The following is a 22898-nucleotide window of genomic DNA, read 5'->3' on the forward strand; positions in this document are numbered from 1 at the left end:
ACATAATTTAAAGGCAAACTGTGCAAAAAAACGTAGAGATTTTTACTGATGGTTCATGTCTAGGCAACCCAGGTCCAGGTGGCTATGGCACCCTACTTCGCTACAAAGGTCATGAAAAAGAGTTGAGTCAAGGTTATACCTTAACTACAAATAATCGCATGGAACTGCTCGCAGCGATTATTGGCTTAGAGTCATTAAAAGAGCCCTGTCAGGTTATTCTCACTACCGATAGTCAATATGTGAAACAAGGTATTGAATCTTGGCTTGCCAACTGGAAAAAGCGCGGCTGGAAAACCGCCAGCAAGCAAGATGTAAAAAATAAAGATCTGTGGCAACGCCTTGATGCTGCCAATTCAAAGCACGACGTTGAGTGGCGCTGGGTGAAAGGCCATGCGGGTCACGCGGAAAATGAACGCGTTGACGACTTAGCCAGAGAGGCCGCAGAAAGTAGCGACTTGCTTGAAGATACTGGATTCGTAGCGCAAAGCTAGATCTCTTTATTACTCTATGATATATCTTATTCCATATTTGATATATCCAGTTTTTGCTAGTATGAATGTAACCATTGAAAGTTTCTTTCACAAACAGTCTTCAACCATCAGTTATGTGGTATTTGATAACCGTAGCTTAAAAGCCATGGTTATCGATGCCGCTGTTGATTTTGATATTGCGTCGGGCAACGTCAGCTACCAGTTTGCTGATTCGATTATTCATTATATTGATAGCCACCACTTAGATGTTGATTGGATTTTAGAAACACACGCCCACGCAGATCATTTATCTGCCGCGCAATACCTTAAGCAAAAACTCGGTGCTAAAGTGGCAACAGGCAAGCACATTACGCAAGTGCAGCAGCATTTTAATAAGGTATTTAACTTCGATATTCCAACGGATGGTAGTCAATTTTGCCATTTATTCGACGATGGCGAAGTATTTTATTTAGGTGAAGAAGCGGTGACCGTGATGTTTACACCGGGACACACGCCCGACAGCGTTACCTATATTGTCGATGGTAGTGCATTTGTTGGTGATACACTGTTTATGCCAGATAGCGGCACGGCGCGTTGCGATTTCCCAGGCGGTGATGCCAGCCAACTGTATCATTCAATTCAACGCATTTTTGAACTTGGTAACGATACCCACTTATATATGTGCCATGATTATCAACCGAATGGTCGCGAAGTGAGTGTTGTCACCAGTGTTGAGGCGCAAAAACAATATAATGTGCACTTAAAGCACGGCATTACCCAACACGATTATGTGAAAACCCGCGAATCGCGAGATGCCGATTTAGCGGTACCCAAATCGATTCACCCTTCAATTCAAGTAAATATCAATGCGGGGCACTTTCCCGAAGCCGAAGCTAATGGCACCACTTACTTAAAAATACCGCTAACGTTTAACTAGATTCACGTTTTGAGCTAATAGAAGCATTTCGAGGAGTGCTTCTTAGCCCTACACCTCTTACCGCTGGATTAAATTGCGGACGAGCATGCCATTTCGGTTTAATCGGCGTTAATGGCGCAACACGTTTTCTTGCCACAATCACGTATACACTACCCGTCGGTTTTAAATAATGTTGGCAAAACGATTGCCACGCTGCAAAACGCGATAGCCGCTTACCACGAGCAAGCGATGAGTAAATTGCTCGTTCTTCAAATACCACTTCGAACCCTAATAAATGTAACCAGTCTTTTACTCGTGCTGGGGTAAAAAAGCGCCCACTCCACGGTAACTTTTGCTTGGCAAAAGGCAGTATGCGCGCCAAGCCACAAAAGCTAAATGGATTAAACCCGCTAAGCACTAAGTAGCCGCCAGGCATTAATACTCGATGCACTTCTCGTAAGCAGTGGTGTGGGTCGGTTAAATACTCCAAGCCATGACTTAAAATACAACCATCGACTGTTTGTTCAGAAAAAGGTAATTCATCAATGTGCGCTCTTACTCCGGCTTTACTCGAGTTTGCGACATTTACTTGGTGTTTAATAACACACGCCGAGGTATCTAACTCAGCGCTCAGCTCACCTATTTTGAGCAAGTGATAGCCAAAAATTCGGTTTAACCACGGCGTGAAGATTTGCTCGATTTCTTGTTTTAAGTATTCGCCATGCGGAAAATCATACCAAGAATGGGGTTGAATGGTATTTTGTAAACTTAGCGCTGGTTTCAAGTCTTTGCCTCGTTATAATGAGAGATAGCCTACAGAGTAAACATAACAGAGCAAGTGAATATGGTACAAGTAATTCCCATTCCCGCGTTTAACGACAATTACATTTGGGCATTGGTTAATCAAGCCAATAAACAGCTTTATGTGGTTGACCCAGGTGACGCGGAACCCGTTTTAGCGTTCTGCCGCGAGCACTCATTGTCGCTAACAGGTATCTTAATTACCCATCATCATTGGGATCACACTAATGGGGTTGAAAAGCTGGTTACAAAGCTTAATGGTTTACCCGTTTATGGCCCGAGCAACAGCCCTTTTGACGGTATTACCCATAAACTTGAAGATGACGCTGTTATAACACTGGATGAATTACAACTAACATTAGCAATTATGCATGTGCCGGGACATACCCTTGACCATATTGCGTATTATAATGAAAACATGGTTTTTTGTGGCGATACACTTTTTAATGGGGGATGTGGTCGATTATTTGAAGGCACGCCAACACAAATGCTCACATCGCTTTTACGTATCGCAGCTCTGCCCGATTCAACACAGGTTTATTGCACACATGAATATACGCGTGCCAACCTAGACTTTGCTGCATATATCGAGCCGGACAATCATACGCTTGTTGCCTATCGCGATGAACTTGGCAAACATAGTGATATTTCCTTGCCTACCACAATAGAACAACAAAAGGCGATAAACCCATTTTTGCGCACTCATGAACATAATGTAAGAACCAGCGTGTTAGCTAAAAATTCAGTTACCGAAATAAACGATGTCAGTGTTTTTGCAGCCTTAAGGGAACTAAAGGACAATTATTAAATCTATTTATCAATTAATGATAAAAATAAATGAAATTGGCAATTTTTAGCCAAGATCGGTATTATTCGGCGTTCCGTTTTAACTCGGTATTTTGTATTAATGACTTATAAGCAAATAATTGCCCTAAGCGCCAGTGTGTGGCTTGTGGGCTGTCAAACGACAAATCAATCTCAATCAGAAAATACGGCAGAGCCAAACTATAAAGTTGCCAGCTCACAAGACGTATATGATGCATTAACAGTGCTTGCACTTGCAGAAGAAGAGCAAGAAGTCATTGAACAAATCCCTGAATTTGACGATGTATGGCAGCGAATTCGCTATCAGCTTTCGATTCCTGTGCCGCAAAATCGCGCCGTAGTTGCGGAGCGTAACTACTACGCAAAGCACCAAAAATATTTAGATCGTATCGCCACACGCGGCACTCCCTACCTTCACTATATTGTGGAAGAGGTCGAAAAGCGTCAGATCCCTATTGAAATAGCGTTATTACCTATTGTTGAAAGCGCATTTGACCCATTTGGCTATTCGCACCGCAGTGCTTCTGGTATTTGGCAGTTTATGCCAGCCACAGGAGAGCGTTTTGGTCTAAAGCAGAATTGGTGGTACGACGGTCGCCGTGACATTACCGAGTCGACTCGCGCTGCACTTGAATATTTAACGTATTTACACAAAACACTTGATGGTGATTGGCTAAATGCAATCGCTGCATATAATTCAGGTGAAGGTCGTGTATTACGTGCGATTAAAAAGAACCGTAAAAAGCAGTTACCAACAGATTTTTGGTCGCTTGATTTACCGCGAGAAACAACCCAATACGTACCTAAACTGCTAGCGTTATCAGACTTACTTGCGCGCTCAGATGAGTTTAAAGTAACGTGGAAAAAAATAGATAATAAGCCAGCTGTTGAATTGGTTAATACTGGCGGTCAAATTGACTTAGCAAAAGCCGCTGAAATGGCCGACATTCCAGTGACTGAAATGTATAAGTTAAACCCCGCATTTAACCGTTGGGCAACCGATCCAACCGGTCCGCATAAGCTACTTGTACCAGCAGATAAAGCTTATGGCTTCAAAGCACAACTTGCCAAAATGGACGCTAAAGATCGCATTCGTTGGCAGCAATACACAGTAAAATCAGGTGATAGCCTATCAAAAATCGCCAAGCAATTTGATACCAGTACGACTAGCATCAAAACGCTAAACAAGTTGAGTAACAACACTATTCGCGTTGGTCAACAGCTGTTTGTGCCATTAAGTAATGGCCAAATAGACAATAACTTATTAAGCGGTCCAATGCGTGTTGCAGCTAACAACAAAGCAAACCGCAAAACTACGCATACCGTCGTTAGTGGCGATAGCCTGTGGAAAATTGGTCGCAAATATAAAGTATCAACCAAAGACTTAATGAAGTGGAACAACTTACGCAAAAATGCGACCTTGCGTCTTGGCCAGCAGTTAACGGTTTATCAAAAAACCAGTTCAACCTTAGCGGGTAATGTGACTGAACGCACAATCACCTATAAAGTACGAAAAGGTGATTCGTTAGCGCGCATTGCGGGTTTGTATAAAGTGTCAGTATCGGACATTATGAAATGGAATGGCATTGCCAAGAATGAATACATTCAACCTGGACAAAAGCTAAAACTAAAAGTGGATGTAAAAACAGGTTAACACCAAGCAAACATATTAAAAAAGGCGCTATTTAGCGCCTTTTTTGTCGTACGTTAACTGATGAAAGTTAAGCAATACCAATATACTTATGAACTTGCACCGATAAGCGCCAGTTTTTAGCCTTACATACTTCAATCGCTAAGCGCGTTGCCTTTGCCTTTTGACTAATAGGCTGTAAATAAACGAGTTCTGGCGTATGCCCTGCTTCAGCAAACAGCTCTTCTAACTCCTCAACATGGCGCATCATCGCAACTGGATGTTTAATCTCGTTAGCACGTTGCATGGCGCTTTTAAGTACTTTATAGCCGCCACGCATATTAATTTTTGGTGATACCGTTACCCACGTTGTTGCTGGCGCTAAAATTTCAAATGTACCGCTGGTTTCAATTTGCGTAGAAAACCCGTTTTCATGAAGTAATTCACAAAGCGGGTTTAAGTCGTACATGCATGGCTCACCACCGGTGATCACAATATGCTTTGCTTGATATTGCTTGTCGCGAATTAGCGCAAGAATTTGTTCTGCGGTGCAATTAGCAAAATAATCCGAGTCAGCTTTCTTTTCAACTGTGTCAGAGAGATCAACTAAATAAGTATCGTCCGTATGCCATGTTTGCTTAGTGTCGCACCAAGCACATCCCACAGGACACCCTTGCAAGCGAATAAATATAGATGGGCAACCTGTGTAACTTGCCTCACCTTGAATGGTTTCGAATACTTCGTTAATTTTGTACAACGTACGCCTCTAATTACTGCTAGATTTGTCTTCAAGGTCACGAAGGTGTAGACTATCGCGCCCGCAAAAACCGCTATTATAGCTAAAGTGAGAGAAATATGTCGCAAAAAGTTGTTGTAATTTACTCTGGTGGAATGGATTCATATACCGTTTTAAATAAAGCCATTCGCCAAGGTTATGAAGTGTATGCACTTTCGTTTGATTACGGCCAGCGTCATGTTAAAGAATTAAAAGTCGCAGCAGACGTATGTGCGGAATTAAACATTTCTCATAAGGTTGTTGATATTTCGGCAATCAACCAGTTAATTGGTGGCTCATCGCTGACTGACGATATTGACGTACCGGAAGGTCACTACGAAGAAGAAAGCATGAAATCAACTGTGGTACCAAACCGCAATATGATTTTATTATCACTTGCTGTTGGCTATGCAGTTTCACTTAAAGCCAACAAGGTATTTTACGGCGCTCACTCAGGCGATCATGCAATTTATCCAGATTGCCGCCCTGAATTTGTACAAAAAATGGATGATGTGTGCCGCATCGCTAACTACGAAGAAATTGAAATAGTTAGCCCATACTTAAATAATACTAAAATTGAGATTTTAACCGACGGTTTAAATATGGGCCTCGATTACAGTAAGACATGGACTTGCTACAACGGTCGAGAAAAAGCCTGCGGTAAATGCGGCGCTTGCCAAGAGCGTTTAGAAGCATTTGAGCTAAACCAGACAAGCGATCCGCTACCATATGAAGCAAATTAACTAAAACCTGTTAGTTAACGCACATAAAAAGCACCAAATGGTGCTTTTTTGTTTTGCCCTGTCCGTTCGCAAAATCCATTTTCATTGTTGTTATGCACCTTAAAAACTAAAGCCATATTTGTACTCCACGCGTAAGTTACATCCTTTTGCGATAAGCCATTCTAATTTGTTTACAATCCCCTCTTTTTAAGCACCCAAATTACGAATAAACTATTGGCCTTTCCCACAACTGGATTTACTTATGCCTAAGACATTGAAAGTACCTCATACGCTGGTTTTGCTACTAGCGATGATGTTTGTCGCTTATCTTGCCACTTGGATTGTACCCCAAGGCTTTTTTGATACCGTAGAAACAGCAAATGGCCGCCAAGCCGTTGTACCTGGCACTTATCAAGTTGCTACTGAAAGTCATTACCTTACACCGTGGGACTTTCTAACGGCAATTCCACGTGCATTTGCTGCTGCACAGGATGTTATCTTTTTTGTATTAATTGTGGGAGGTGTACTCGCAATTGCACGTGCTACAGGCACAGTAGATGCGTTAATTGGCCGTTTATTAGAAAAACATGGCGATAAGCCGCAAAAACTTATTTTTGCCGTAGTCTTTTGTTTTGCCCTTGCTTCAAGTGCAATTGGTACAGCGGGCGAATACATTCCATTTGTACTTATTTTAGTGGCATTATGTAAAGCCATGCGCCTAGATGCGATGACGGCGGTCGGTATGATTGTTGCTGGCTATGGCATCGGTTATGGCGTATCTGCGTTTAATCCGTTTACTGTATTAATTGCACAACAAATTGCAGAAGTGCCTGTCTATTCAGGCTTATGGCTACGTTTAGCGATTTTCGTGCCGTTCGTATTAATTGGTTTCCATCATGTTTGGTCATACACCAAACAAGTACACGCTGATCCGTCTCGCTCGTTAATGGCTGGTATTCCTTGTCCATTAGAGGGTAAAGAAACTCATGATTATCCTAAGCTTAATCGTCGTCACCAACTGGTGTTATTAAGCTTTATTGCCACCTTAGTAATCGCTGTATGGGGTATTGCAACCAAAGGCTGGTACTTATATGAACTTGGCGGCTTATTTGTAGCATGGGGCCTAGTTATCACTGTATTAGGTAAACTTGATGCCAACACTGCTGCAAATAAATTTATTGAAGGTACCTCTGATTTAGTAACCACTGCAATTTTGATTGGTGTTGCACGCGGTATCGCACTCATTTTAGACGACGGTAAAATTCTGCACAGCCTAGTGTACGGTATGAGTTTACCGCTTTCTTATGTGAGCGCAGAAATATCAGCTGTTGGTATGCTTGTTATTCAAACTCTGCTAAATACTTTTATTCCATCGGGTTCAGGTCAAGCGTACGTTACTATGCCGCTAATGGCGCCTCTTGGTGATTTAGTAGGTGTACCACGCCAAGTTGCGGTACTTGCATATCAATTTGGCGACGGCTTCTCAAATATGATTATTCCAACCAATGCGGTATTGATGGGCATTATAGGTATGGCAGGTGTACCTTATGGTCAGTGGTTTAAGTTCTGCTTACCGTTATTGGTGAAGCTAATGATTGCAGCCTCTGTAGTTCTAATCGCCGCCACTTTCTTTGGCTATGGTTTAGATGTGCAACCGCAAATAGCTGGGGTTGAAAGCCAAGTAACAACAAATAGCTAATTCAATTACAAGCATAAAAAAGCCACCGAATACGGTGGCTTTTTTGTAACACATCTATTTACAGAGCTTAGCTAATAGCTGCTCTTTTACATTTGGCCATTCAGTATTAAGAATAGAATACACTGCGGTATCACGAATACTGCCGTCTTTTAGGATTTGATGGTTGCGTAAAATGCCATCTTGTTTTGCACCTAAACGCTCTATTGCGGCTCTGGAAGCATCATTTTTAACATGCGTACGAAATTCCACTGCTATCACCTTACTTTGTTCAAACAACTGTTTTAATAGCAAGTATTTACATTCTGTATTGACTGCTGTTCGCCTAACAGAATTTGCATACCAAGTGTAGCCAATTAGCGCGCGCTTATTTTCACGGTCTACACCATAGTAACGTGTCGTGCCAACGATTTGATTTGTTGCTTTATGGCGCACAGCGTAAGCAATATTACCTTTTTCCATCTGACTAATCGCCGCAGCAACATATTGTTCCATGCTGTCTGGCGTTGGTACATTAGCAAACCATAACCTCCAGTGTTCACCATCATTTACCGCTGTACTAAGGGCTTCCGTATGAGCTAGACAAAGGGGTTCCAAAATTACATGCTGACCTTCAATAACCTGCTTTTTAATCCACATCATTTATCTTTCTTATTATTGCTAATTTAGTATTTTCCAAAAAACACGGCATAAGTAACTGAAAACAGTTTATTTTTGCAAGCAAGAATATCGTGTTCTTTGAAACGCCATACAAAATTTTGGGCATAAAAAAACCCAAGCTAATGCTTGGGTTTTAAATACATGGTGCGGATGGAGGGACTTGAACCCTCACGTGATTGCTCACACAGCGACCTCAACGCTGCCTGTCTACCAATTCCAGCACATCCGCGAAGATGTTATTTATTAGTTTGGAACGTCGTTGCTTTTGTCTTGTGAAGCAGGAACGTCTTTATCTTTTGGTTCAGCAACCACTGTTGTTGCAGCAGGTGCGTCTGATGATAAATCTGACCATTCGTCAGTTTGTTTAATCTGACCTGCAGTTAAGTTACCTAACACAATGCTTAACACAAAAAATACGGTTGCTAAGATTGTGGTTGTTTTAGTCATAAAGTTACCAGCACCGCTTGAACCAAATACGGTTGCAGATGCACCAGCACCAAATGATGAACCCATATCAGCACCTTTACCTTGCTGGATTAAAACAAATCCAATTAAAGCAAGTGCGACGATAAGATAAACTACTAATAAAATTTCGTACATTGTTAGCCATTTCCTTTTGCGCTATTACAGATGGTTGCAAAGCTATCAGCTTTAAGGCTTGCTCCGCCTATTAGACCGCCATCAATATCAGGTTGCGCAAATAATTGTTCGCTATTGTTCTCGTTAACACTACCGCCATAAAGCAGTTGTATTTTTGCAGCTAACTCGCTGTTAAGTTCAGCCAGCTTGCTACGAATAAATTTGTGCACAGTTTGTGCTTGTTCAGGCGATGCAGTTTTACCTGTGCCTATTGCCCAAACGGGCTCGTATGCTATCACACTATTAGCAAGTGCATCTACACCTAATTTGCTAATAATCGCATCAATTTGCTGCCAAACAACCTGTTCGGTTAATTCTTGTTCACGTTCTTGTTCACTTTCACCTACACATAGGATGGGTGTTAAGTTGTTTTCTTGCGCTTTTGCAAATTTTGCAGCAACTGTTTCGTTACTTTCACCGTAAATTGCTCGTCTTTCTGAGTGACCAACTAAGGTGTAATTTGCGCCTAGAGCGTGAATCAATTGGGCGTCAACTTCACCAGTAAATGCACCAGCATTGTTTTCTGACACTGTTTGAGCGCCTGCTTTCAAACCTGCACCTAAAGCAGATTTAATTAAAGGGAATGGCGGGAAAACTAAAATATCAACGTCAGAGGTATCAATTTTCGTGATTACTTCGGCAAGTTCAGATACAAGCTCAAGTGAGCCATTCATTTTCCAGTTGCCTGCAACCATAGGTTTGCGTTGTGCCATTGCTTACTCCAATTTAGAAAGCGAGCAGGATGTTATCCTGACTCGCAAAAAGTTACAAGGGGTTATTGTGCGTTTTCGAGTTGTTTGCTTATAGATTCAACAACATCAGCAATTTTCTTTGAGAAATCGAAGACTTGCTTCTCTTTTTCTGCTTCAACCATAACGCGGATCACAGGTTCTGTGCCTGACTTACGAATTAACACACGGCCTTTGTCACCCAGTTGCTGTTCAACTTCAGCAATCACAGATTTAACCTCGTTGCTTGCAAGCGGTTCAGTGCCTTTTGCATAGCGCACGTTAATCATATTCATTGGGTACTTTGTAAAGCCTTGACCTAAATCTTCAAGTGTTTGATTGCTCTCAACCATGGCAGCAAGCACTTGTAGGCTAGATATAATACCGTCACCCGTTGAGATGCGGTCAAGATTTAGAATGTGGCCCGAGCTTTCACCACCAATTTTCCAGCCTTTTTGCTTTAATAGTTCTAGCACATAGCGATCGCCCACTTTTGAGCGTTCAAATTCAACGCCGAGTGACTTAAGCGCATTTTCAAGGCCCATGTTAGACATTACAGTACCAACAACACCGCCGCCAAGTTCACCTTTCTCGAACGCGTATTTCGCAATGATATAAACAATGTCATCACCGTCAAATACACGGCCTTTATGGTCAACCATCATCACGCGATCACCATCACCATCGTAGGCAATACCTACGTCAGCTTTTACTTCAAGTACTTTTTGGATCATGGTATCAACATGGGTTGCGCCGCATTTTGCGTTGATATTTAAACCATTTGGCTCACACGCTACTTTAATCACTTCAGCGCCAAGTTCGCGCATAACATCGGGTGCAATGTGATACGTTGCACCATTGGCGCAATCAACCACAATACGTAAACCTTCAAGCGATAAGGCACTTGGGAACTGGCTTTTACAATATTCGATATAACGTCCTGCCGCAGTATCAAGGCGCTTTGCTTTACCGAGCGATTCTGAAGAAACGCACGTCATTTTTTCATCCATCATTGCTTCGATTTCAAGCTCTAACGCATCATCTAACTTAGTGCCTTGTGATGAGAAAAACTTAATGCCGTTGTCTTGATAAGGATTGTGAGAGGCACTAATAACAATACCTGCTTCACCGCGGAACGTTTGTGTTAAATACGCGATTGCAGGCGTTGGCATTGGACCTAATAAAATAACATCAATACCAGCCGCTACTAAACCGGCTTCAAGCGATGTTTCAAGAAGATAGCCCGAAATACGTGTATCTTTACCAATAATCACTTTTTTAGTGCCCGCTTTAGACAGTACTTTACCTGCCGCCCAGCCAAGCTTTAATGCAAATTCTGGGGTGATTGGGAACTGCCCTACCTCACCACGTACACCGTCGGTGCCGAAATATTTTCTATTGCTCATTTGTAATTCCTTGTTCACAGGCCCGCCATACATTAAGTGCATCGGCGGTTTCTGTAACATCGTGTACTCGAATAATCTTAGCGCCCTTTTGCGCGGCGATAAGCGCGCCCGCAACTGAGCCAGCTAAACGCTGATCTACATCGCGCCCTAATAAATTACCAATCATCGACTTGCGCGATAAACCAGCAAGTACTTCACACCCCATCATTCTAAACTCGTCTATGTATTTTAAAATATGGTAGTTATGTGCGAGGGTTTTACCAAAACCAAAGCCAGGATCAAGAATGATTTTATCGCGCGATATACCTGCAGTTTCGCAAGCAGCTATACGCTCAACAAAGAACTGTTTAATATCATTTATCACATCATCGTAATGAGGATTTGATTGCATGGTACGCGGTTGCCCTTGCATATGCATTAAGCACACCGGTACGCCCAACTCAGCCGTTGTCGCCAAGGCATTGGGTTCTTGCAGTGCACGCACATCGTTAATAATATCAGCACCCGCATTCACCGCCTGACGCATTACCTCTGCTTTGCTGGTATCGATGGAAATGAGACAATCTGACTTTTTGCGGATCGCCTCTATAACTGGAATAACGCGCGCAAGCTCTTCTTCTAATGCAACATCAGGTGCACCAGGACGCGTTGATTCACCACCAATGTCAATAATGGTCGCGCCATTTTCAAGCATCGCCAAAGCCGAAATGACAGCGCTGTCGATTTGTTGATAACTGCCTCCATCAGAAAAAGAGTCTGGGGTAAGGTTAAGTATTCCCATTATATGGGTTTGGCTTAGGTCAAGTACCTTGCCGTTTGGTAAATTGATAGTAGACATAGAAATGTAGATTTAAAAAAACCCCGAATTGCTCGGGGTTTTTAGGGTTGTTAGTTTACCGATGGTTGGTCGGTGTCATCAAGTTTATTTTCAGGTTTTTTCTCTGAATCAACCTGTTTTTCTGCTTGAAGTTCTTTATCGCCAGTGGCTGTTGCGCCAGCACTTGGCTTATCATCGTCTTTACGATCATGCGCATCACGTGGTGGGCGCACTTCGCGACGCGCCATTAGATCATCAATTTGCGCAGCATCAATCGTTTCGTACTTCATTAGCGCATCTTTCATTGCGTGAAGGATATCCATATTTTCTTTTAGAATATCTTCAGCGCGTTGATAGTTGCGATCTGAGAAGTCACGTACTTCCGCATCAATAAGCTTAGCCGTTTCTCCAGACATGCTCTTGTTCTGCGTTTGACTACGACCCATGAAAACTTCGCCTTGATCTTCTGAATAAAGAAGCGGACCTAGTTTTTCACTTAAACCCCATTGCGTAACCATTTTGTGTGCAATATCAGTTGCACGTTCAATATCGTTACTCGCACCTGTGGTCACTTTATCTGCGCCATAGATGAGTTCTTCAGCAATACGGCCACCGTAAAGGCTTGAAATCATCGACTCTAAATGTTGCTTAGAATGACTTACACGGTCTTGCTCTGGTAAATACATAGTTACACCAAGTGCACGACCACGCGGGATAATTGATACCTTGTAAACAGGATCATGCTCAGGCACTAAACGCCCAACAATCGCGTGACCAGCTTCGTGGTATGCCGTCATTTCTTTTTCTTGCTCGCTCATAACCATTGACTTGCGCTCTGCGCCCATCATGATTTTATCTTTTGCAGCGTCAAACTCGGCCATGCTAACAACACGCTTATTACCGCGCGCAGCAAAAAGAGCAGCTTCATTCACTAGGTTAGCAAGATCAGCACCTGAGAAGCCTGGTGTACCACGCGCAATTAGTGCTGGCTCAACGTTGTCTGCCAGAGGCACTTTGCGCATGTGTACTTTAAGAATTTGTTCACGACCGCGGATATCAGGTAAACCTACAACTACTTGACGGTCAAAACGACCTGGACGAAGTAACGCTGGGTCTAATACATCTGGACGGTTAGTCGCAGCAATTACGATAATGCCTTCGTTACCTTCAAAGCCATCCATTTCAACAAGCATTTGGTTAAGTGTTTGCTCACGCTCATCGTGACCACCACCAAGACCTGCACCACGCTGACGACCTACCGCATCGATTTCATCGATGAAGATGATACAAGGCGCAGCTTTCTTAGCTTGTTCAAACATGTCACGAACACGCGATGCACCAACACCAACGAACATTTCTACGAAGTCAGAACCTGAAATTGTAAAGAATGGTACTTTTGCTTCACCTGCAACCGCTTTTGCAAGTAGCGTTTTACCTGTACCTGGAGGACCTACCATTAGTACGCCCTTCGGAATGCTACCACCCAACTTTTGGAATTTTGATGGGTCACGTAAGAAATCTACTAACTCAGTAACGTCTTCTTTTGCTTCATCACAACCAGCTACATCGGCAAATGTCGTTTTAACTTGGTCTTCGCTCATTAAGCGTGCTTTGCTCTTACCAAATGACATAGCACCTTTGCCGCCACCGCCTTGCATTTGACGCATGAAGAATATCCAAACACCAATAAGCAGTAACATTGGGAACCAAGAAATGAAGATAGTTGCCAATAATGACTGCTCTTCCGGTTCTACACCTTCAACAATTGCACCGCTTTTGATCAGCTCGTCAACAATGTACTGATCGTGCATAGGGATAACAGTTTTAAACTGTTCACCATTTAATTTTGTGCCGTATACGATGCCAGCTGTGCGATCAAACTTCGCTTCGCGCACTTGTTGTGCACGGGCATCCTTTACAAACTGCGAATATGCGAGCTGGCGGTTAGCCCCTTCGCCTGGATTGAAACTCTGGAATACCGACATTAAAACTACGGCGATTACCAACCAGAGAATTAAATTTTTAGCCATATCACTCAAGGCATTAACCTCTTGTCTTATCTAACATTGAAAAAATCTTTAACTTTAAATACTGTACTACAGTTTGTAACCTGTCGCTACTATATAAACTTCGCGAGAGCGCGCACGCGACGAATCTGGTTTGCGAATTTTAACGGTCTTAAAACTATTACGTAAGTCTTTAACAAATTGATCAAATCCCTCTCCTTGGAACACTTTGACAGCAAAATTACCGTTTGGTTTAAGTACTTGATGGCACATATCAAATGCAAGTTCGACTAAGTACATGCTACCTGCCTGATCTGTCACGTTATTTCCGCTCATGTTAGGCGCCATATCCGACATAACAAGATCAACGTTCTTACCATCAATTCGTGATAACAGTGCATCCAGTACCGCTTCTTCACGAAAGTCACCTTGTAAAAATTCAACGCCAGGCAGGGGATCCATAGGTAAAATGTCACAAGATATTACTGTGCCGTTATCACCAACCTTATCGGCCGCATATTGCGACCAACCACCCGGTGCGGCACCTAAATCCACCACCGTAAGTCCCGGGCGAATTAATTTATCTTTTTTGTCGAGCTCTTCAATTTTGAAGTAAGCGCGCGAGCGATACCCGAGTTTACGGGCTTCATTGGCATATACATCATCAAAATGCTCCTTTAACCAGCGTTTTGAACTTGCCGAATGCTTTTTATTAGCCATTAAATTCTACTCTAGAATTAGTAATATTGGATATATGGCGGTAGAATACCCTTAATTCAAGATTATTTCTGCGAAATTTACTAAATATGAAGTTATCAAACAAACAAAAGCAGTTTTTAAAAGGCGAAGCACACGCATTAAATCCAGTTGTTCTTTTAGGTGCAAATGGTTTAACTGAAGGTGTGTTACTCGAAATTGAAAACGCACTTGGCATTCACGAACTAATTAAAGTGAAAGTACCAACTAGTGACCGTGAAACTAAAGCGCTTATTTTTGAAGCCATTGTGCGCGAAACGGGTGCTATCAAGCTTCAAACAATTGGTCATATTATTGTGCTTTATAAACAAAGCGAAGATAAGAAAATCCAATTGCCAAAAGGTTAATGTAAAACATATTTTAACCTGTAAAAAACGCGCTTTAAGCGCGTTTTTTATTGTATTGCTTTAAGGTTAAATCAAGAAAATCCGTAGTCAGCTCGTTCAAAATGCCCGCTTCGGCATTTATCATCAAACTAAAGCCTAACTCTAACCTTGGAATAACCAACACGTCAGCACGGTATCCCTGCACCCAGCCACTGTGATAATAAATTTTCTCACCTTTGTAGTCGTAAATGCGCCAGCCCAGTCCGTAATGAGCTTGATTTAGGTTTTTACGCCAAACTCGACGCCTTAACTCTTTTTTGGTTTTAATTTGTGGTGTACTTTGCAGCGCCAGTGATTCTTTTGATAACACACTTGGGTATTGGCCAAGCTGTGCTTTGAGCCACTGCACCATATCATCTGCACTGGCATTAACGCCCGCTGCAGGACCAACCTTATAGTAATTTGGTTTAATTTTTGTGGTGTACCAACGCTTGCGTGCCCGCACGTGTGGATGAGCGTAATTGTCATCTTGCATCATAGCTTGTATACCAAGGCTCGCATTTTTCATGTTTAACGGTTTAAACAAGAATTCATTTACCCAGGTGCTGTAATCCATCTGCGTGGATTTTTCGATCACATCACCAATCAGGCTAAACATCACATTTTGATACCCATAACAACGCCCCGGAGAACAAATCGGTTCTACTTCTGCAAGCTTGTTTTTAATTTTGTCATAAGGCATGCGTGATTCGATAAGATTGTCATACGCATTGGGTACAAGGCCACTGCTATGACTTAATAAATGCGACACCCGCAGCTTTTTATCACGACTGTGGAAATGAAAATCCGGCAGATATTTAGTCACCGTGTCATCAAGCTTTAACTGCCCTTCACTGGCGAGCTTTGCAGCCAAAGAGCCCGCAAATGTTTTTGATACCGACGCTAAACGAAAGCGTGTACTGGTGGTAATAGGTTTACCGCTAATGCGTTTAGTTTTGCCATAGCCATAGGCAAACTCCCCCGCATCTACTTTTACAACTGACAGTGCCGCACCTGGGATACCTTTTTTTCTTAATTTAGATACCATGGTGTTCTTGTAACCTTTAACAAAACGGTCAAAATCAACCTGTTCGTTTGCGTTATCAAGACTATCCGCAACTGAGAAACAACTAAAACTCAAAAATGTTGAGAAAAACAAAAACCGCATATATATCGCTATTCTCGGAATAAATACGCACATAGTTTAACAAGCCAATAACAAGGATGCAGGCAAAACTTTTAAATATTTTGTTTGTCCAAGCTGAACAACTACATTTTTTTACATGTGAACTACACATTTATACATATAATACGTATTTTATTAAACAGCATTTAGCCACAGATCAGTACAACTATAATTATTACAATGAACAAAATTACAATTTCACTTCTTATTTTGAGCACCTTGCTTGCGACGCCCTGCCTTGCTAGTAATCGGCTTTATGCAGACAACACACTCGAGGCAAGTGACGGGTTCACGTGGGATTGGAGTTTTGGTGCTGGCTACTATGTCGATAAACACTATTTACAAGGTGTGGACTATCAAGATGGTTTTGAATTAAACATCAATGTTGCCATCAACTACGACAAATTTTATTTTGATGTTGATAACTCACAGCTTACAGGTGGCTTGACGATAGGTTACAACCTCGTTGATAAGTATGACTGGAGTCTCGATTTATTCGCGATTAACGCCCATGAAGGCTTTGACGAAACTGGTACCTTTTACGACGACGATTTAGTATCTGAACTACGCGGAGTGACAGAACGTGAAGATGACTTTAATGCGGGTCTTCGCCTTACCCGTAAAGAAAAAACCCACCAGTTATCGTTAGAAATTCTCCACGACATTTCAGGTGCACACAAAAGCCTTTGGGCAAGTGGTTTTATTAGTACGATTCAAGATTATCGCAATTGGGAATTTCGTGTTGGCTCGGGCCTAAATATTTATTCATCGGATTTCACCGGTTATTATTTTGGCGTAGATGCCAACGAAGCAATCGCGGGATTTAGACCACAGTACAACCCAAGTGCCGCGTACAGCCTGACCTTTGAAATTCACGCCGAATACCCAATTAACGAAGATTGGGTGTTTCTTGGAGGCTGGTTATCCTCTTGGTATTCAAAGGAAATTAGCAATAGCCCATTAATTTCTAACAGCTTACGACACAAAGCTAAGGTTGGCATACGCTATGTATTTTAACCTTAAATTTGTCCTTATTAAACTCAAGCTTATTGCGTTATTTTGCTTCGCGAGCATTTGTTTCGCCGACGCCGAAAAGAACGTCAATTTGCCATTATCGCACCCTGAACTGGCCATTTTCCCTGAAAAATGTGTGGCATTGCGTCAAGGAAAACACTGTTACACCAAATTAAAGTTCCAGTGGCATGCGCCGGTCAGAGGCGATTATTGTATTCGCACAGTAAACGATAAAAAACTGATTCGCTGCTGGTATAGCAGTACCTTTGGTGAACTAGACAGTGAGTTTAACTCGCCAGAAGCAGTGCAATACGAATTAGTTGAAATTAGCTCAGGGCAAATCAGCGAGCCCGTAGAAATGAAAGTAAATTGGGTATACACCAATAAGCGAAAGAAACGTCGGTGGAGACTGTTTTAATGGATATAGCAAAAAAAATACTATTAGTTGAAGATGACACATCGCTTGCACAATGGGTAAGTGAGTACTTAGTTGAACAAGGCTTTGACGTTGTTTTGTGTCATCGTGGTGACGAAGCTGTGCAGGCAGTAAAAAAGCATAACCCCGATTTAGTATTACTTGACTTAATGCTGCCAGGTAAAGATGGCATGAGTGTATGTCGCGATTTACGTATTTTCTATCATCAACCAATTATTATGATGACAGCAAAAGGTGATGAAATTGATGAAGTACTTGGCTTAGAAGTTGGCGCAAGTGATTATGTCATAAAACCTGTGCGTCCACGTGTATTACTTGCGCGTATCAATGCAGTAATGCGTGAAAAACAAGGAGGCTCGGATGCCAATTCTGATGAGATCAGCATTGGAAGTTTACAAATCGATACCTTATCACGCGACGTATTTTTAGATGGTACTAAACTCGCCCTTTCAAATGCCGAATATTCCTTATTGTTTTACTTGGCATCAAATGCGGATCAAATTCTCGACCGCGATAGCGTGTTTTTAGCGACCAAAGGCAGAGAATACGACGGCTTAGACCGTAGCGTTGATGTGCTTATTTCGGCACTTCGTAAGAAAATTGGCGACGACCCACAAAGCCCAAATAAAATAAAAACCATTTGGGGTAAAGGTTATTTGTTCGTAAGCCAAGCTTGGTAGTTAATGAAAAAGCTTTATATTAGCCTGATCACAGGCGCACTGATTTCATCATTTATTCTTGGTTGGTTGATTGATTCATTAAGTGCGCCTCCGAGTACTCACGATAATTTTAAAGTTGAAAAGCAAATACTTGCAGGCGTGGTTGCTGAAATCAGCCATCACCCTAAAAGCGAACATGAAGCCTTTTTAAAACGCTTCACCCAAGCGAGTCATTTTAGCTTGAGTTACCACAGCAATAGCGAGCTTGCATTGCCCCGTGAACTGCACGGAGAATTACTGGTACCCGGCGGTATTACCCTAGAAGACGAATTAGGTTTTTACTTGATTCAAACAAGTGCTGCATTAGCCGATAGCCATATTCAGTTGCGTGTTGAAAAGCCGCCAATGCCAACTAATCGTACCGATCTCTTTTTAACCGTTGGTTTTTATCTAGGCATTTGCATTTTTATGTGGTGGTGGCTCGCGCCGCTCACCAAACGATTAAGTTTGCTAAATAAGGCCACCGCACAATTTGCCAATGGCAACCTCGATGCGCGTATCAACTTAACCGGGCTAAGCTATATTCGTGAGCTAGAAACCAGCTACAACCGCATGGCCGACCAAATACAGCAGCTGATCGAAGAAAACCAACTACTCGCATCCAGTATGTCGCACGATATCCGCACTCCCCTTGCGTGTTTACGGTTTGGCTTAGATGCCGCGATAGATACCAAAGATCCAACTAAAATTCAGCATTACCTTGAACGCATGGAAAACGACTTAGATCAAATGGAATCCATGCTCAATAGCTATTTAGAGTACGCGACCCTTGAGCAAAAATCGTATCAAATATCGCCTACTGCCATCACCAGCACTGAATTATTTGATAACTGTTTTTATCAAGTTGAACCTAAGCTCAATGCGCAATCTATCAAACTTGAAATAAAATCAGACACCCAGCAGCTTTATGTGGATCCGCACTGGTTAGCCCGCGCCATTGTTAATTTACTAAGTAACGCCGCTGACTTTGCAAAAACCACCATTACGATTAGCACCACGCAAACCCACGCTGACACGTTTATTGAAATTGAAGACGATGGCCCGGGCATTGATGAAGCAAACCTAGATAACGTGTTAAAGCCATTCTTCCAGCAAGAAAATCACCGCAACCGCGCGGCCAAAAACTATGGCCTTGGGCTTGCTATCGTAGCAAAAGTCATCGCATGGCATTTCGGCGATATTAAAGTGTCTCGCTCCAAAGAACTTGGCGGTGCAAAATTTACTTTACGCTTGCCACATCGCTGCCATTTAAAGAACAAGACCAGCTCATGGTAGCCCGCTCGCCCTTTAACAAATTACGCAACTATTACATTTAACAATTTAGCGAATTTGATTGTTTACATTTTTTTAATCTTATTGATCTAAATCAAGCGAACTCACTCTATTAATTTATTTCAATTTACAGTAGATTGGGCGGCAAACTAATAACGAGAAAAATATATGAGTGCTTCACGTGGAGAGTTTTCCTCTCGACTAGGATTTATCATGGCGGCAGCAGGCAGTGCTGTTGGTCTTGGCAATATTTGGGGCTTCCCAACACAAACGGCAACTAATGGTGGTGCAGCGTTTGTATTAATGTATTTAATTTTAGCGTTTTGCCTAGCATATCCTGCATTTATGGCTGAAATTCTAATTGGGCGATACGGCCAAGCGAATGCCGTAACATCTCTTGAAAAACTTTCTCGTACGCAAACACAAAAACGCTTCGCATTTATTGTCGGCTTTGGCGGCATTGTCTGTGCAGCGCTTATTTTAAGCTTTTACGGTATTTTAGCCGGTTGGATGACATCTTACGCCGTAGAGGCAGGTGCAACCATCGTTGGTGCCACCAGCGTTGCAGAGTGGGCCATTAGCGATAGCGTGGCACGCAATATTTTCTTCTGTGCAATTTTTATGTTTTTAACCGTGATTATTATTCGTAATGGCGTAGAAGATGGCATAGAGAAATGGTCTAAACGTTTAATGCCTGCAATGATTGCCCTGCTTATTTTATTGATCATCTATGTATTAACCCTAGATGGTGCAGACAAAGGATTAGAAGCTTACCTTAACCCGGATATTTCACGAGTACTTGATCCTGACTTACTAATTAGTGCACTTGGCCAAGCGTTCTTTTCACTGTCGTTGGGTACTAGTGTAATGGTGATCTATGGTTCATATATTTCGAAAAAAGAAAATATGGTTACCATCGGCGCACAAGTTACATTTATTGACGTATCAATTGCATTTTTAGCAGGTCTTTTAGTCATTCCGGCAATGTACGTTGCATTGGAACAAGGCGTTCAAATTTTTGCTGAGGATGGCTCACTGCTCGCAGGCCCAACCCTAGTATTCCAAGTATTACCAAGTTTATTTGATTCTATGGGTCAACTGGGTGTGTTTGTTGGTTTGGCATTCTTTATCCTGATGTCGATTGCCGCACTTACGTCGTCAATATCGATGTTAGAAGGCCCTGTATCTTATCTTGTTGAGCGCCATAATATTGAGCGTAAAACCGCGACTACGTGGACTGGTATAGGTATTTTAGCCATCAGCTTTGTGATTATTTTTAACATCGGTACGATGCTCGACTTTGTGGCAACATTGGCGACAGAATATGGTCAGCCAATTATCGCAATGTTCTGCTGTATATTCGCGGGCTGGATTTGGCAACGAAATTCACTTGTTGAAGAAATTAAACAAGGTAATGAAGACGTTGAATCAGGCGTGTTCTGGAAAATCTGGCCATGGTACACAAAATTTGTGTGTCCTCTCGCTATTGCTGCAGTATTTATTCATTCATTTACCTAACCAGCAACTACAGACATAAACAGATAAATAAAAAGCCGATGTGTATCATCGGCTTTTTACTTTTAAGCTCTTAGCAATTTTTTTTACAAAGCCGCTTTCATATGAATGTGCGGAATACCATCTTCTAGGTATTCTTGCCCGTCTACTTGAAAGCCAAGTTCAGTGTAAAACTCAGTTAAATAACACTGCGCTGATATTTCAATCCCTTGCTCAGGCCAATGTGAAATACAAATATCTTTGGCAAGGGATACAATAGCGTGTGCAAGCCCTTTACCTCGCGCCTCTTTTTTAACGAGCACTCGACCAATCGCCGCGCTGTTCTCATAGTTAATCTTTGGCGCTAAACAACGCGCATAGGCAACAACGTCATTATCGTCATAACCAATAATATGCTGGGTTTGCGGCTCGCAATCTAACCCATCAAGCTCTTCATACGGGCAGTTTTGTTCAACCACAAAAACATCAACGCGCAACTTTAAAATGGCGTAGAGCTCTGCCGTTGTGAGTTCATTAAATGTTTTACTATAAAATTTTGTCATTATGCACCCAATAAAAAAGGGGCCTAAGCCCCTTAGATAGTTATCTTCGCTTAGCTGAAAATATGTTCAAGCTGATCGCAAATTTGGCTCAGGTTGACCTGATCATGCTCAATGGTCAAATCAGCGTAACCATCTGAGCCAAACATTCGGTCTACTTCAATTAACACATGAGTTTTCAATGCCTCAGGCACAAATGACAACTCAACTTCCTTCGGACCAAACACTTTTAGACCTGCAGGCTTGTATTCAAGCTCTTGATAACACCCTGATGTGGAATTGAAATTAGACGTACGTAAATAGCCTTTTTCAACATCGCTTTTAACCAATTTATAGCCCAATTTTTCCATTGCTAGCATAAAGGTTTTTACCGCTTCATTTGGGTATACATAAACCGGATCTCGGTCGGTTGCGTCTAACGCAAAATCAATATTTAGACCAGTTGCAATCCAAACTACGCTTTGATTAATGCCCTGTGATATTTCAGTAATTGGCGTTTCTGAGTGCAAGCGCGCTTCAAATGGAATGCGTAATTCTTCACCTGGCTGCAATGTTCTTTGATCGACAATCGACCATTTATCTAACACATGATCTGCAAAATACTCGCCTTCGTCTGACTCTACTTTAACCTTAGTCATTAAGGCTAACTCTAATCCTGAAATATCTTGCTCTACATCGCCTGCTGTTATGATAACTTCTGCTGAAAATTTTTGCCCTGGCAGTAAATGCTCAGTATGTAGCACGGTATCCACTTTTGCCGCACCAATACCGATAGATGCGAGAACTTTTTTGAACATATAACTCACCTTGTTCTTTATACTTATACTGCATATTAACCATAAAAATATTAATTTGTCAGTTAAAAGTTATACTTGTTAAAAGTTGATTACATTTTAGTTTAGATTGCACCGTTGATTGGCTTGCGCTGAGCGTATTTCGTAGCACAGCAGGGTGTTTTTAGATAGACTAAGAAAAGCCTTACTATTTAACTGAGAATTATAAAAT

Annotated in this window: 24 protein-coding genes and 1 tRNA gene; 12 read left to right on the forward strand and 13 right to left on the reverse strand. The window is 42.0% G+C overall.

Annotated elements, in window-relative coordinates:
- The first annotated feature begins 20 nt into the window (after positions 1–20).
- Both rnhA and AC2IOM_RS13385 read left to right on the forward strand, forming a co-directional pair.
- Complete coding sequence (gene rnhA, locus AC2IOM_RS13380; protein ID WP_100913096.1) at positions 21–491, forward strand: ribonuclease HI; 471 nt, start codon at positions 21–23, stop codon at positions 489–491.
- A gap of 61 nt (positions 492–552) precedes the next feature.
- The gene (locus tag AC2IOM_RS13385; protein WP_486358633.1) at positions 553–1407 is read left to right on the forward strand and encodes an MBL fold metallo-hydrolase; all 855 of its coding nucleotides are present in this window, start codon (positions 553–555) and stop codon (positions 1405–1407) included.
- On the opposite strand, the gene AC2IOM_RS13390 is transcribed toward AC2IOM_RS13385, so the two are convergent.
- Positions 1400–2170: a class I SAM-dependent methyltransferase gene (locus tag AC2IOM_RS13390; protein WP_010560470.1), complete on the reverse strand. Its 771-nt coding sequence runs from the start codon at positions 2168–2170 to the stop codon at positions 1400–1402. The genes AC2IOM_RS13385 and AC2IOM_RS13390 overlap by 8 nt on opposite strands.
- A 60-nt stretch (positions 2171–2230) precedes the next feature.
- Here AC2IOM_RS13390 and gloB point away from each other — a divergent pair, with 60 nt between their 5' ends.
- Positions 2231–2995: a hydroxyacylglutathione hydrolase gene (gene gloB, locus AC2IOM_RS13395; RefSeq protein WP_486358634.1), complete on the forward strand. Its 765-nt coding sequence runs from the start codon at positions 2231–2233 to the stop codon at positions 2993–2995.
- A gap of 99 nt (positions 2996–3094) precedes the next feature.
- Positions 3095–4666, forward strand: coding sequence for a LysM peptidoglycan-binding domain-containing protein (locus AC2IOM_RS13400; RefSeq protein WP_486358635.1), 1572 nt, complete (start codon positions 3095–3097; stop codon positions 4664–4666).
- A 67-nt stretch (positions 4667–4733) separates the two neighbouring features.
- Here the strand turns inward: AC2IOM_RS13400 and queE are convergent, their stop codons facing one another.
- Positions 4734–5399 carry a 7-carboxy-7-deazaguanine synthase QueE gene (gene queE, locus AC2IOM_RS13405; protein ID WP_105170624.1) on the reverse strand — a complete coding sequence of 222 codons (666 nt, stop codon included), beginning with the start codon at positions 5397–5399 and terminating at the stop codon, positions 4734–4736.
- A 98-nt stretch (positions 5400–5497) separates the two neighbouring features.
- On the opposite strand from queE, the gene queC reads away from it, so the two are divergent.
- Both queC and AC2IOM_RS13415 read left to right on the forward strand, forming a co-directional pair.
- On the forward strand, positions 5498–6160 hold the full coding sequence (gene queC / locus AC2IOM_RS13410) for a 7-cyano-7-deazaguanine synthase QueC (protein WP_486358636.1): 663 nt from the start codon (positions 5498–5500) through the stop codon (positions 6158–6160).
- A 241-nt stretch (positions 6161–6401) separates the two neighbouring features.
- Complete coding sequence (locus AC2IOM_RS13415) at positions 6402–7838, forward strand: YfcC family protein (protein ID WP_486358637.1); 1437 nt, start codon at positions 6402–6404, stop codon at positions 7836–7838.
- Between the two features lie 54 nt (positions 7839–7892).
- Here the strand turns inward: AC2IOM_RS13415 and AC2IOM_RS13420 are convergent, their stop codons facing one another.
- From AC2IOM_RS13420 to rlmE, 8 genes are all read right to left on the reverse strand, one after another.
- On the reverse strand, positions 7893–8474 hold the full coding sequence (locus AC2IOM_RS13420) for a GNAT family N-acetyltransferase (protein WP_486359567.1): 582 nt from the start codon (positions 8472–8474) through the stop codon (positions 7893–7895).
- A gap of 163 nt (positions 8475–8637) precedes the next feature.
- A tRNA-Leu gene (locus AC2IOM_RS13425) sits at positions 8638–8724 on the reverse strand.
- A 14-nt stretch (positions 8725–8738) separates the two neighbouring features.
- The gene (secG, locus tag AC2IOM_RS13430) at positions 8739–9095 is read right to left on the reverse strand and encodes a preprotein translocase subunit SecG (RefSeq protein ID WP_486358638.1); all 357 of its coding nucleotides are present in this window, start codon (positions 9093–9095) and stop codon (positions 8739–8741) included.
- 2 nt (positions 9096–9097) lie between these two features.
- Positions 9098–9847, reverse strand: a complete 750-nt coding sequence (gene tpiA, locus AC2IOM_RS13435; protein WP_486358639.1) for a triose-phosphate isomerase — start codon at positions 9845–9847, stop codon at positions 9098–9100.
- A gap of 62 nt (positions 9848–9909) precedes the next feature.
- Positions 9910–11268, reverse strand: coding sequence for a phosphoglucosamine mutase (glmM, locus tag AC2IOM_RS13440; RefSeq protein WP_486358640.1), 1359 nt, complete (start codon positions 11266–11268; stop codon positions 9910–9912).
- The gene (folP, locus tag AC2IOM_RS13445; protein WP_394226648.1) at positions 11258–12106 is read right to left on the reverse strand and encodes a dihydropteroate synthase; all 849 of its coding nucleotides are present in this window, start codon (positions 12104–12106) and stop codon (positions 11258–11260) included. The genes glmM and folP overlap by 11 nt, the downstream gene beginning before the upstream one ends.
- Positions 12107–12156: 50 nt before the next feature.
- Complete coding sequence (ftsH, locus tag AC2IOM_RS13450) at positions 12157–14115, reverse strand: ATP-dependent zinc metalloprotease FtsH (RefSeq protein ID WP_486358641.1); 1959 nt, start codon at positions 14113–14115, stop codon at positions 12157–12159.
- Positions 14116–14181: 66 nt separating this feature from the next.
- A complete protein-coding gene (gene rlmE / locus AC2IOM_RS13455; RefSeq protein WP_010560484.1) occupies positions 14182–14811 on the reverse strand; it encodes a 23S rRNA (uridine(2552)-2'-O)-methyltransferase RlmE in 630 nt (209 codons plus the stop codon).
- Between the two features lie 86 nt (positions 14812–14897).
- Between rlmE and yhbY the strand changes: the two genes are divergently transcribed.
- Complete coding sequence (yhbY, locus tag AC2IOM_RS13460) at positions 14898–15194, forward strand: ribosome assembly RNA-binding protein YhbY (protein WP_010560485.1); 297 nt, start codon at positions 14898–14900, stop codon at positions 15192–15194.
- A gap of 34 nt (positions 15195–15228) precedes the next feature.
- Here yhbY and AC2IOM_RS13465 read toward each other — a convergent pair whose 3' ends face one another.
- The gene (locus AC2IOM_RS13465) at positions 15229–16380 is read right to left on the reverse strand and encodes a serine hydrolase domain-containing protein (RefSeq protein ID WP_138632755.1); all 1152 of its coding nucleotides are present in this window, start codon (positions 16378–16380) and stop codon (positions 15229–15231) included.
- 198 nt (positions 16381–16578) lie between these two features.
- On the opposite strand from AC2IOM_RS13465, the gene AC2IOM_RS13470 reads away from it, so the two are divergent.
- From AC2IOM_RS13470 to AC2IOM_RS13490, 5 genes are all read left to right on the forward strand, one after another.
- Positions 16579–17415 (forward strand): MipA/OmpV family protein, encoded by an 837-nt coding sequence (locus AC2IOM_RS13470; protein WP_486358642.1) that lies wholly within the window; start codon positions 16579–16581, stop codon positions 17413–17415.
- Between the two features lie 88 nt (positions 17416–17503).
- Entirely contained in the window at positions 17504–17830 is a 327-nt protein-coding gene (locus tag AC2IOM_RS13475) for a DUF3019 domain-containing protein (protein ID WP_486358643.1), read from the forward strand.
- On the forward strand, positions 17830–18528 hold the full coding sequence (locus AC2IOM_RS13480) for a response regulator (protein WP_054978388.1): 699 nt from the start codon (positions 17830–17832) through the stop codon (positions 18526–18528). Before AC2IOM_RS13475 ends, AC2IOM_RS13480 begins: the two co-directional genes overlap by 1 nt.
- A gap of 3 nt (positions 18529–18531) precedes the next feature.
- Positions 18532–19842: an ATP-binding protein gene (locus AC2IOM_RS13485; RefSeq protein ID WP_336434758.1), complete on the forward strand. Its 1311-nt coding sequence runs from the start codon at positions 18532–18534 to the stop codon at positions 19840–19842.
- A gap of 165 nt (positions 19843–20007) precedes the next feature.
- On the forward strand, positions 20008–21357 hold the full coding sequence (locus AC2IOM_RS13490; RefSeq protein WP_486358644.1) for a sodium-dependent transporter: 1350 nt from the start codon (positions 20008–20010) through the stop codon (positions 21355–21357).
- Between the two features lie 83 nt (positions 21358–21440).
- On the opposite strand, the gene AC2IOM_RS13495 is transcribed toward AC2IOM_RS13490, so the two are convergent.
- Together AC2IOM_RS13495 and AC2IOM_RS13500 are read right to left on the reverse strand one after the other, a co-directional pair.
- The gene (locus tag AC2IOM_RS13495) at positions 21441–21896 is read right to left on the reverse strand and encodes a GNAT family N-acetyltransferase (protein WP_100913081.1); all 456 of its coding nucleotides are present in this window, start codon (positions 21894–21896) and stop codon (positions 21441–21443) included.
- Between the two features lie 50 nt (positions 21897–21946).
- Positions 21947–22690, reverse strand: a complete 744-nt coding sequence (locus AC2IOM_RS13500) for a sporulation protein (RefSeq protein ID WP_010560493.1) — start codon at positions 22688–22690, stop codon at positions 21947–21949.
- Positions 22691–22898: the final 208 nt, after the last annotated feature.

The sequence above is a fragment of the Pseudoalteromonas sp. NS-SX12 genome (assembly GCF_057367955.1).

Coding starts and splice junctions, on each gene's coding strand:
- AC2IOM_RS13385 (WP_486358633.1), top strand. CDS start 553: ATGAATGTAACCATTGAAAGTTTCTTTCACAAACAGTCTTCAACCATC.
- gloB (WP_486358634.1), top strand. CDS start 2,231: ATGGTACAAGTAATTCCCATTCCCGCGTTTAACGACAATTACATTTGG.
- AC2IOM_RS13400 (WP_486358635.1), top strand. CDS start 3,095: ATGACTTATAAGCAAATAATTGCCCTAAGCGCCAGTGTGTGGCTTGTG.
- queC (WP_486358636.1), top strand. CDS start 5,498: ATGTCGCAAAAAGTTGTTGTAATTTACTCTGGTGGAATGGATTCATAT.
- AC2IOM_RS13415 (WP_486358637.1), top strand. CDS start 6,402: ATGCCTAAGACATTGAAAGTACCTCATACGCTGGTTTTGCTACTAGCG.
- AC2IOM_RS13420 (WP_486359567.1), bottom strand. CDS start 8,474: ATGTGGATTAAAAAGCAGGTTATTGAAGGTCAGCATGTAATTTTGGAA.
- secG (WP_486358638.1), bottom strand. CDS start 9,095: ATGTACGAAATTTTATTAGTAGTTTATCTTATCGTCGCACTTGCTTTA.
- tpiA (WP_486358639.1), bottom strand. CDS start 9,847: ATGGCACAACGCAAACCTATGGTTGCAGGCAACTGGAAAATGAATGGC.
- glmM (WP_486358640.1), bottom strand. CDS start 11,268: ATGAGCAATAGAAAATATTTCGGCACCGACGGTGTACGTGGTGAGGTA.
- folP (WP_394226648.1), bottom strand. CDS start 12,106: ATGTCTACTATCAATTTACCAAACGGCAAGGTACTTGACCTAAGCCAA.
- ftsH (WP_486358641.1), bottom strand. CDS start 14,115: ATGGCTAAAAATTTAATTCTCTGGTTGGTAATCGCCGTAGTTTTAATG.
- rlmE (WP_010560484.1), bottom strand. CDS start 14,811: ATGGCTAATAAAAAGCATTCGGCAAGTTCAAAACGCTGGTTAAAGGAG.
- yhbY (WP_010560485.1), top strand. CDS start 14,898: ATGAAGTTATCAAACAAACAAAAGCAGTTTTTAAAAGGCGAAGCACAC.
- AC2IOM_RS13465 (WP_138632755.1), bottom strand. CDS start 16,380: ATGCGGTTTTTGTTTTTCTCAACATTTTTGAGTTTTAGTTGTTTCTCA.
- AC2IOM_RS13470 (WP_486358642.1), top strand. CDS start 16,579: ATGAACAAAATTACAATTTCACTTCTTATTTTGAGCACCTTGCTTGCG.
- AC2IOM_RS13480 (WP_054978388.1), top strand. CDS start 17,830: ATGGATATAGCAAAAAAAATACTATTAGTTGAAGATGACACATCGCTT.
- AC2IOM_RS13485 (WP_336434758.1), top strand. CDS start 18,532: ATGAAAAAGCTTTATATTAGCCTGATCACAGGCGCACTGATTTCATCA.
- AC2IOM_RS13490 (WP_486358644.1), top strand. CDS start 20,008: ATGAGTGCTTCACGTGGAGAGTTTTCCTCTCGACTAGGATTTATCATG.
- AC2IOM_RS13495 (WP_100913081.1), bottom strand. CDS start 21,896: ATGACAAAATTTTATAGTAAAACATTTAATGAACTCACAACGGCAGAG.
- AC2IOM_RS13500 (WP_010560493.1), bottom strand. CDS start 22,690: ATGTTCAAAAAAGTTCTCGCATCTATCGGTATTGGTGCGGCAAAAGTG.